This is a genomic window from Aeromonas sp. LsrichE-8G (assembly GCF_022869435.1).
In the GTDB taxonomy this organism is placed as follows: Bacteria; Pseudomonadota; Gammaproteobacteria; order Enterobacterales; family Aeromonadaceae; genus Aeromonas; species Aeromonas caviae.
Genome location: NZ_JALIHH010000121.1, coordinates 1 through 8382, shown reverse-complemented (window position 1 = coordinate 8382; position 8382 = coordinate 1). Strand labels below are relative to the sequence as shown.

The following is an 8382-nucleotide window of genomic DNA, read 5'->3' as shown; positions in this document are numbered from 1 at the left end:
GCACTCACATATCGCCAATACCCGCCGCGATTACCTTCACAAGGTCACAACGACTATCAGCAAAAACCACGCGATGATCGTCATTGAGGATTTGAAGGTTGCCAGCATGTCAAAATCAGCAGCGGGCACGACCAGCCAGCCGGGGCACAACGTCCGGGCAAAATCAGGGCTGAATCGTTCGATATTAGATCAGGGCTGGTTTGAGCTGCGCCGCCAGCTCGAATATAAGCAGGCATGGCGAGGCGGTCAGGTGTTGGCGATAAACCCGGCCTACACGAGCCAGCAGTGCGCCTGTTGTGGGCATACTGCGAAGGATAACCGCCAGACGCAAAGCCAGTTTAAATGCGCTGCGTGTGGTTATGAGGCGAACGCCGATGTGAACGGCGCTCGCAATATTTTAGCGGCGGGACACGCCGTTTTAGCCTGTGGAGGCGTGGTGCAATCAGGCCGCCCGATGAAGCAGGAACCCGGTACTGCGCGAGCAGCTATCACCCAGTAATGGGAATCCCCCTCCTGTGACGCGAAGCGCTAAGGTGGGGGAGGATGTCAAGGTGAGTCTGTTGCAGTTTGAGTTCGTGACCCGGGAAAGCAGCTTTGATCTGGCGTGTCGCTTCGGAGTGGCCAGGCGCGAGGGTGGCGAGGATGCCGATGAGCTATTGGAGCAGGCCATATTGGCATTGAACGAGGCCAAGCGTGAGGGGACCATCCTGGTGTGGTATCAGAGTGCGATGAAGGCTGACCTCCACATGGCCCAGCGGCAGCTGCACCAACTGCGGGAATGGCTGGCGGGGGCCGCCCCTTCCCCCTGGAGACCCTCTGCGAGGCGATGAGAGACGAGCAGGGCGTGCCGGTGACGGCGGTCAGCCTGCGCTGGCAGGTGAGTCAGCAGCCCTGTGACGTGGGCTGGATGCAAGAGCGTGGTGTCCTTGGGCCCGTGATGGCACGATGGCTGACAGAAGAGCCATGCAGTGGCACCTTGCTGGTAAGGCTTCATCAGCCTGCCCAGCTGGCCCCTCTGCTGGCGAGCCTGCCCCCCTTGCCACAGGGGGGCTGATCCTGGCATTGCCTGTGCTGATACCGGATGCCACCCTGCTTGAGAAGATGCGCGAGTGTGGCTGCATGCTGGCGCTGAGCGAGCTTGGCAGCAGCGCCCCCGAACTGCTGCAAGCGGGCTGGCCAATTCGCTACTGGCTGCCAGCACCCTCCGGGTACGAGGCGCTGCTCCAGCCGTTGGCAACGGCGCTGGGGCTGCTGCGCCTGGCTCCCCGGGGAGAGGCGCAGCAAGAGGATGATCTCAAGCTGAGTTGAGTGGTGGCTTGTGCAGTCTCGGGGCCGATGCCAAGGAGACAATACACAGAAGGGCGGCTCATGGCCGCCCTTCTGCTGCTTGCTGACACTTAAACTGGTTTGCTGTCCGGTGAGGAAAAGGGAGCGCAGGAGTGTCTGATCACCAGGTCCGGATCCACGGTGATCATGCGGTTTGCGATGGGCTCGCCGTTGATGCGTGCCAAGAGCCGGGTGACGGCGAGACGGCCCAGCTCCTCTTTCGGTTGATTGACCGTGGTGAGCGGGGGGGACATGAACTGGGCCAGCGCCACGTTGTCATAGCCGACGATGGAGAGATCGCGGGGGATCACCAGCCCTGCCTGATGGGCGGCACTGATGACCCCCATGGCCATCATGTCGTTGCAGACAAACAGCGCGGTGGGACGCTCTGGCAGCGCCAGTAGGCGGGTCATGGCGGCGGCGCCGCTGGCGCAGTCAAAGTCTCCCTCCTGGATCCAGCCCGGATTGACGGTGAGCCCGGCCTCCTGCATCGCTTGCTCGAAACCCGCCTGGCGCTGGTTGGCCGGGGCGCGGCTGTGGGGTCCCGTGATGCAACCGATGGCAGTGTGACCCAGCCCCAGCAGATGGCGGGTTGCCAGGTAGCCGCCGCGATGGGAGTTGTCGGCGATGAGATCCACCTCGCCGTTCTCCATGCCCCAGTCCATCACCACGACCGGCAGGCTCTTGAGCCAGTCGAGCTGGTTGAACACCTCCTGCTGCCCCTCGCTGCACATGATGAGCAGGCCGTCGACCCGTTTCCTGAGCATCATCTTGAGGTAGGAGAGCGCCGTCTCGGCCTGTCCTTCGGTGTTGCCCAGCATCAGGTTGTAACCCTGCTCGAAGCAGTAGCGCTCCACCCCGCGCACCACCTCGGCGAAGAAGGGGTTGCTGGAGGTGGTGACCAGCATGCCGATGCTGTTGGTCTCCTTTACCTTGAGGCTGCGGGCCACCAGGCTTGGGGCATAGTTGAGATCGCGCATGGCGGCGAAGACCCGCTCCCGGGTCTCTTCGGCGACGAAACGGGTCTCGTTGATGACGTGGGAAACGGTGGTGGTCGACACCCCCGCCAGCGCAGCCACCTCCTTGATATTGGCCATCAGTGCCCCTGCGCAGTCTGTTCAAGGAGGAAAGCATCGACCTCCTGCTTGCTCGGGATGGAGCTCTGGGCACCAAACCGGGTGACGGAGAGTGCCGCCGCCCCGTGGGCAAAGCGTACGGCTGCGTCAAAGTCGGCGCCGGCGAGCTCGGCCGCCAGGAAGGCGCCGTTGAAGGTATCCCCGGCCGCCGTGGTATCCACCGCCTTGACCCGAAAACCCGGCATGAGCGCCTGTTTCTGCCCCTTGCTGCAATAGACCCCTTGAGACCCCAGGGTGATCATCACCTCACCGATGCCCATCTGGTGGAAGCGGGTGGCAGCCTCCCGGGCGCTCGCTTCGTCCGTCACCTTGACGCCGGTCAGCAGCTCGGCCTCGGTCTGGTTGGGGGTGATGAGGTCCACCAGCGCCAGCAGATCCCTTGAGAGCGGGCGCGCGGGGGCGGGGTTGAGCACCACCCGGGTGCCGTGGGCACGAGCCAGACGGGCCGCTTCCTGCACGCTCTCCAGCGGCACTTCCAGTTGCAGCAGCAGGGTGTGGGCGGCGGCGATCATCGCCTCGTGACCTTGCACTACGGCCGGGGTGAGGGCGCCATTGGCTTCGGCGGAGATGCCGATGCTGTTCTCCCCCTCGTCGCTCACATAGATGATGGCGATGCCGGTGGGGAGCCTGGGGTCGAGTTCGACGGCGCTGACATCGATGCCGTCGTTGGCAAACCCGGTTTTCATCTGGTGGCCGATGGCATCATCACCGATGCGGGCGATGAAGGAGACAGGGGCGCCGAGGCGGGCGGCGGCCACCGCCTGATTGGCGCCCTTGCCGCCGGGAACGACCTGATAGCTGTGGCCGGTCAGGGTTTCACCGGGGCGGGGAAAGTGGGGGACGCGCAGCACATGATCCGCATTCACGCTGCCGAGGACTACGAGACGATTCATTCCTATCACCCTTGGTTGAGTACATCCTGGTCTGGGTGGACCCAGACCAGGCGGCACTGGCGGAAAAAGAGAGGGGAGGCGAACCTCCCCCCGTCAACTTACTTGTTGACGATTTGCAGCGGTACCGGGATGGATTTTTCCACCGGTTGACCCTTGAGCACCTTGTCGGCGGTTTCCACGCCGATGGCGCCGATGAGGGCAGGCTGCTGGGCCACGGTGGCGGCCAGTTTACCCTTGGCCACGGCGGCTTTGCCATCGTCGGTGCCGTCAAAGCCCACGATCATCACCTCTTTGCCAGCGGCCTGCACGGCGCGGATGGCACCCAGCGCCATCTCGTCGTTCTGGGCGAACACTGCCTGCACGGTCGGATGGGCGGCCAGCAGGTTCTCCATGACGTTCAGACCCTTGGTGCGGTCAAAGTCGGCGGGTTGGGAGGCCAGCACCTGCAGTTTGTTGGCGGTGACCGCCAGGGCGAAGCCTTCGCCGCGATCACGGGCGGCGGAGGTACCTGCGATCCCTTCCAGCTGGATCACCTTGGCACCGCTGCCCAGCTTCTCGGCGATGAAGTCGCCAGCCAGCTTGCCACCGGCCACGTTGTCGGAGGCGATGTGGGCCTTGACGTCACCCTGGGCTGCGCCGCGGTCCAGGGTCAGCACCGGGATGTTCGCCTTGTTGGCCAGGCGAATGGCGTTGCCCACGGCTTCGGAGTCGGTCGGGTTGATCAGGATGGCGTTGACCTTGCGCACGGTGAGATCTTCCACGTTGGAGAGCTCCTTGGCCGGGTCGTTCTGGGAGTCCAGCACCACCAGCTCGTAGCCAAGCTCCTTGGCCTTGGCTTCGGCCCCCTCCTTCATGGTGACGAAGAAGGGGTTGTTGAGGGTGGAGACCACCATCGCCAGGGTGTGATCCGCGGCCTGGGCGGTGCCCAGCACGGACATGATGGCGGCAGCGAGCAGGGTATTGAGCTTTTTCATCATTTCATTCCTTGTGTGTGGCGTGGCTTGTTAACGGTTGCTTTTGTTATCGATCATCACAGCAAGCAAAATCACGCTGGCCTTGGCGATCATCTGGTAATAGGAGCTGACGTCGAGCAGGTTGAGGGCATTGTTGAGGAAGCCGATGATGAGGGCACCGATCAGGGTACCCATGATACGGCCCTTGCCCCCCATCAGGCTGGTGCCCCCCAGCACAACGGCGGCGATGGCATCCAGCTCGTACCCCATGCCGGCTGTGGGCTGGGCGGAGGAGAGGCGGGATGTGACGATGAGCCCGGCCAGTGCCGACAGCATGCCGCACAGACCATACACCGCGAGCTTGACCCGATCCACATTGATACCAGAGAGGCGGGTGGCCGATTCGTTGCCGCCGAGGGCATAGATGTGGCGGCCCAGGCGAGTGTGGTTGAGCAGGTACCAGGCCAGCAGGAAGACGATGGCCATCAGCCAGATGGGCACCGGCAGACCCAGCAGGTAGCCGGTCCCGAGCCAGGCGAAGTGATCGGCGCCGTCACTGAAGCCGGTGGAGATGGGGCGCCCCTCGGTGTAGACCATGGTGACGCCGCGCAGGGCGGTCATGGTGACCAGGGTGGCGATGAACGCCTGTACCTTGCCCTTGGCGATGATGAGGCCGCTGATGCTGCCAAGCAGGGCGCCGGCCCCCAGGGTGAGGGGGATCACCAGGCCGATGGGCAGTTCCATGGCCACCATGGTGGCGGCCAGGGCGCCGCACAGGGCCAGTACCGAGCCGACCGACAGATCGATGCCGGCGGTGAGGATGACCAGCGTCATGCCGACCGCCATGATGGCGTTGACCGATGTCTGGCGCAGGATGTTGAGCAGGTTGTCGGCGGTGAAGAAGTTGGGGCTCAGGAAAGAGACCACGCCGATCAGCACCAGCAGCGCGACCAGGGACTTGTTCTCGATCCACCAGGCCATGCTCATGACGCCGCGGCGGGAAAGGGTTTGGGTTGTCATTGTGCTGCCTCTTGCTCTGCTTGCCACTGTTTACCGACTGCCGCTGCCATCAGCTTCTCCTGATTGGCATCGCGGGTGTTGAATTCTGCGCTGATGCGCCCTTCGTGCATCACCATAATGCGATCACTCATGCCGAGCACTTCCGGCATTTCGGAGGAGACCAGGATGATGCTCATCCCCTCCTTCTTGAACTGGTTGATGAGCTGATAGATCTCCTTCTTGGCGCCGACATCGACGCCGCGGGTCGGCTCATCCAGGATCAGCACCTTGGGCCGGGTCAGCAGCCCCTTGGCGATGGCCACCTTCTGCTGGTTGCCGCCGGAGAGGAGCTTGATCAGCTGATCCTGACTCGGGGTCTTGATGTTGAACAGACGCACATAGTCTCCTACCGCCTGGCGCTCGGCCTTGCCGTCAATCTTGCCGCCACGAATGAACTCGCCGAGGGCGCACAGGCTCATGTTTTCGCGCACCGACAGCTCCAGCACCAGGCCGTCGCCCTTGCGATCCTCGGAGATATAGGCGATGCCAGCGGCCAGACCATCGGCCGGGCTTCTGGGTACCAGGGCGTGGCCATCCACCGTCATCTGGCCAGCGCTGATGGGGCTGGCACCGTAGATGAGCTTCATCAGCTCGGTGCGGCCGGAGCCCATCAGGCCGCTAAAGCCCAGAATTTCACCCTGACGCAGGGAGAAGCTCACCCCGCGCACGCCGGGGCCGGCCAAATCCTTCACCTGCAGGCTGACGGGGCCGAGTTCGCGCACCAGGCGCGGGTACTGCTCTTCCAGCCGGCGACCCACCATCATCTCGATGATCCTGTCTTCGTCGAGATCGCTCACCGCCTGCTCGCCGATCCACTTGCCGTCCCGCAGCACGGTGACCCGATCGCAGATTTCGAAGATCTCCTTCAAGCGATGGGAGATGTAGACGATGCCGCAGCCCTGCTCGCGCAGTTCGCGAATGACGGTGAAAAGCTGCTCGGTTTCGGTGTCGGTGAGGGCATCGGTGGGTTCGTCCATGATGATGACGCTGGCATCGAACGACAGCGCCTTGGCGATCTCCACCATCTGCTGTTCGCCGATGGAGAGATCCCCTAGCCGGGTATCCGGGCCGTGTTTGACGCCAAGTCGTGCCAGCAGGGTGCTGGCCCGTTCGCGCAGTTGCTTGTGGTCGATGCTGCCAAAACGGGTGCGCGGTTCGCGGCCGAGGAAGATATTGGCGGCAATCGACAATTCCGGCAGCAGGTTCAGCTCCTGGTGGATGATGCTGATCCCCTGATCCTGGGAGTCGCGGGGGCCCTTGAAGTGAACCGGCTGGCCGCGATAGCTGATGCTGCCCGAATTGGCCTGGTAGATGCCGGTCAGCACCTTCATCAGGGTCGACTTGCCAGCGCCATTTTCGCCGAGCAGGGCCATCACCTGGCCCGGATAGACCCGAAGACCCGCTTCGTCGAGGGCGCGCACACCGGGGAAGGTCTTGACGATCTCGGTCAGCTCCAGAATGGGTGAGAGGGGGGAGGTTGTGCTCATTTGCAGCTTCCTTGAAGAGGCCTTCTTTGAAGAATTCAGAACGCCACACCGGCGCAGAGGATCAGGTTGGCGTAGGGAGTCACCTCGCCGCTGCGCACGATAGCCTTGCTCTGGCAGGAGCGAGCCTTGAACGCTTCGTGCAGGCAGTACTCGATGGTGATGGGCTTGCCCTGGGCGGCTGCGTGGGCCTCCAGCTGATCCACCAGCGCCTGATGGGCGGCGGGACTGATCTGCTTGATCTCGCTTGCCATGATCACCTTCTCCACCACCAGGTCGGTGAGTAGGGCGGTCAGTACGGTTTCAAGGCTGGGGGTGCCCGCCATCAGCGCCAGATCGATGCGCTCGGGGCCTGCCGGAATGGGCAGGCCAGCGTCGCAGACGGTGATCTCGTCGGTGTGGCCCATCTGCGCGACCAGCGCGCTTAAGGGAGCATTGAGCAGCTTGCCTCGTTTCATACAGCACCTCGGCGGCATGGGACCGCATATGAATATTGAGTTGGGCAATCGGTTACGCAACCGGTTGCGTCATTAGGGCGAAAGATAGGTGTTAACCGTTAACGGGTCTAGGCAGTGATGACGAAAATGTGAAAACGATCTCAGTGACAGGGCAATTTCAGAAGAAACGGGTGCCATAAGAGCACCCCGTCTGAGAGGCGTCGCCGGATGTTGCCCGCACAAAAAGGCGTACCCGGCGCGAGGAGATCAGAGGGCGAGCGCCGCCTGCACTGCGGGGCGGGCCAGCATGCGCTGATAGTGATCCGCCACCTTGGGAAACTCGCTGATGGCAACCCCGTCGCTCTCGAGCCAGCCTGCAATCACGAAGAGGTAGATGTCGGCCAGGCTAAAGCGCTCCCCCAGTACCCAGGGGCCGGCCAGATAGTGGCGCTCAATCTGGTCAAAGCCATCGCGCATGTTCTGGGGCATCTTGGCCTGCATGGCAGCCATGGCCTGTTCATCGTCGGCCCAGCGGCCGGGACGGCGTCCATGGGCATGGGCGACATGGACGGTGGAGACGAGGAAACTGTGTACCTCCTGGATCCTGGCCAGGAGGAAGGGGTCATCCAATGGGGCCAGCCCGGCGTTAGGAAAACGCTGGGCCACGTAGAGCAGCAGAGCCGGTGTTTCGGTCAGCACGCCATGCTCCGTCACCAGTGCCGGGACTCGCCCCTTGGGATTGATGGCGAGGTAGTCGGGGCTGCGCTGTTCACCAGCGGCCAGATCCAGGCGCTTGACAAGGTGAGGGGCACCGGCCTCCACCAGAGCGATGCGTACCGCCATGGCACAGGTACCCGGGGCAAGATAGAGCGTCAGTTCGGACATGACCGTTTTCCTTGTGTGAGAGAGAAGAGCCAGTGGACATCTCGTCCGCCAGCGCGCGCCATATTAAATGCGAAAGGGGACTCCCTCCGACGTAGGTGGGAGGGGAATTTCGCCGGGGCGTCAGCCCCGCTGGTTTTGAATGTATTGCTTGATCACCTCCAACGGTGCTCCGCCGCAAGAGCCCGCAAAGTAAGAGCGTGACCAGAGTA

At 63.0% G+C, this 8382-nt stretch carries 12 protein-coding genes; 4 read left to right on the top strand and 8 right to left on the bottom strand.

From position 1 onward, the window contains the following. The 4 genes from MUW49_RS16775 to MUW49_RS16760 all read left to right on the top strand — a co-directional run. Window positions 1–499, top strand: a 499-nt coding sequence (locus MUW49_RS16775) for a transposase (protein ID WP_244812996.1), incomplete at its 5' end; no start/stop codon positions are given. 16 nt (window positions 500–515) lie between these two features. After that, window positions 516–830 carry a hypothetical protein gene (locus MUW49_RS16770; protein ID WP_223924640.1) on the top strand — a complete coding sequence of 105 codons (315 nt, stop codon included), beginning with the start codon at window positions 516–518 and terminating at the stop codon, window positions 828–830. Further along, window positions 827–1054: a hypothetical protein gene (locus MUW49_RS16765; RefSeq protein WP_161648070.1), complete on the top strand. Its 228-nt coding sequence runs from the start codon at window positions 827–829 to the stop codon at window positions 1052–1054. The genes MUW49_RS16770 and MUW49_RS16765 overlap by 4 nt, the downstream gene beginning before the upstream one ends. 14 nt (window positions 1055–1068) lie before the next feature. Beyond that, window positions 1069–1308: a hypothetical protein gene (locus tag MUW49_RS16760; RefSeq protein WP_029314550.1), complete on the top strand. Its 240-nt coding sequence runs from the start codon at window positions 1069–1071 to the stop codon at window positions 1306–1308. Window positions 1309–1397: 89 nt separating this feature from the next. Here the strand turns inward: MUW49_RS16760 and MUW49_RS16755 are convergent, their stop codons facing one another. The 8 genes from MUW49_RS16755 to MUW49_RS16720 form a co-directional block, all read right to left on the bottom strand. Further along, window positions 1398–2423: a substrate-binding domain-containing protein gene (locus tag MUW49_RS16755; protein WP_041211440.1), complete on the bottom strand. Its 1026-nt coding sequence runs from the start codon at window positions 2421–2423 to the stop codon at window positions 1398–1400. After that, window positions 2423–3355, bottom strand: a complete 933-nt coding sequence (rbsK, locus tag MUW49_RS16750; protein ID WP_010674791.1) for a ribokinase — start codon at window positions 3353–3355, stop codon at window positions 2423–2425. The genes MUW49_RS16755 and rbsK overlap by 1 nt, the downstream gene beginning before the upstream one ends. A gap of 98 nt (window positions 3356–3453) precedes the next feature. Continuing rightward, window positions 3454–4329: a ribose ABC transporter substrate-binding protein RbsB gene (gene rbsB / locus MUW49_RS16745; protein WP_010674790.1), complete on the bottom strand. Its 876-nt coding sequence runs from the start codon at window positions 4327–4329 to the stop codon at window positions 3454–3456. Window positions 4330–4359: 30 nt separating this feature from the next. Continuing rightward, entirely contained in the window at window positions 4360–5328 is a 969-nt protein-coding gene (gene rbsC, locus MUW49_RS16740; protein WP_010674789.1) for a ribose ABC transporter permease, read from the bottom strand. Further along, window positions 5325–6854 carry a ribose ABC transporter ATP-binding protein RbsA gene (gene rbsA / locus MUW49_RS16735; protein WP_161648069.1) on the bottom strand — a complete coding sequence of 510 codons (1530 nt, stop codon included), beginning with the start codon at window positions 6852–6854 and terminating at the stop codon, window positions 5325–5327. The genes rbsC and rbsA overlap by 4 nt, the downstream gene beginning before the upstream one ends. A gap of 35 nt (window positions 6855–6889) precedes the next feature. Beyond that, window positions 6890–7309 carry a D-ribose pyranase gene (rbsD, locus tag MUW49_RS16730; RefSeq protein WP_010674787.1) on the bottom strand — a complete coding sequence of 140 codons (420 nt, stop codon included), beginning with the start codon at window positions 7307–7309 and terminating at the stop codon, window positions 6890–6892. Between the two features lie 246 nt (window positions 7310–7555). Then, complete coding sequence (locus tag MUW49_RS16725) at window positions 7556–8173, bottom strand: glutathione S-transferase family protein (protein WP_010674786.1); 618 nt, start codon at window positions 8171–8173, stop codon at window positions 7556–7558. Between the two features lie 120 nt (window positions 8174–8293). Next, window positions 8294–8382, bottom strand: an 89-nt coding sequence (locus MUW49_RS16720; protein WP_201997608.1) for a transposase, incomplete at its 5' end; no start/stop codon positions are given.

What these genes read in the sequence shown, in the direction of transcription:
- rbsB (WP_010674790.1), bottom strand. Translation starts at nt 4,329, where the DNA reads ATGAAAAAGCTCAATACCCTGCTCGCTGCCGCCATCATGTCCGTGCTG.
- MUW49_RS16765 (WP_161648070.1), top strand. Translation starts at nt 827, where the DNA reads ATGAGAGACGAGCAGGGCGTGCCGGTGACGGCGGTCAGCCTGCGCTGG.
- MUW49_RS16725 (WP_010674786.1), bottom strand. Translation starts at nt 8,173, where the DNA reads ATGTCCGAACTGACGCTCTATCTTGCCCCGGGTACCTGTGCCATGGCG.
- MUW49_RS16755 (WP_041211440.1), bottom strand. Translation starts at nt 2,423, where the DNA reads ATGGCCAATATCAAGGAGGTGGCTGCGCTGGCGGGGGTGTCGACCACC.
- rbsD (WP_010674787.1), bottom strand. Translation starts at nt 7,309, where the DNA reads ATGAAACGAGGCAAGCTGCTCAATGCTCCCTTAAGCGCGCTGGTCGCG.
- rbsC (WP_010674789.1), bottom strand. Translation starts at nt 5,328, where the DNA reads ATGACAACCCAAACCCTTTCCCGCCGCGGCGTCATGAGCATGGCCTGG.
- rbsA (WP_161648069.1), bottom strand. Translation starts at nt 6,854, where the DNA reads ATGAGCACAACCTCCCCCCTCTCACCCATTCTGGAGCTGACCGAGATC.
- rbsK (WP_010674791.1), bottom strand. Translation starts at nt 3,355, where the DNA reads ATGAATCGTCTCGTAGTCCTCGGCAGCGTGAATGCGGATCATGTGCTG.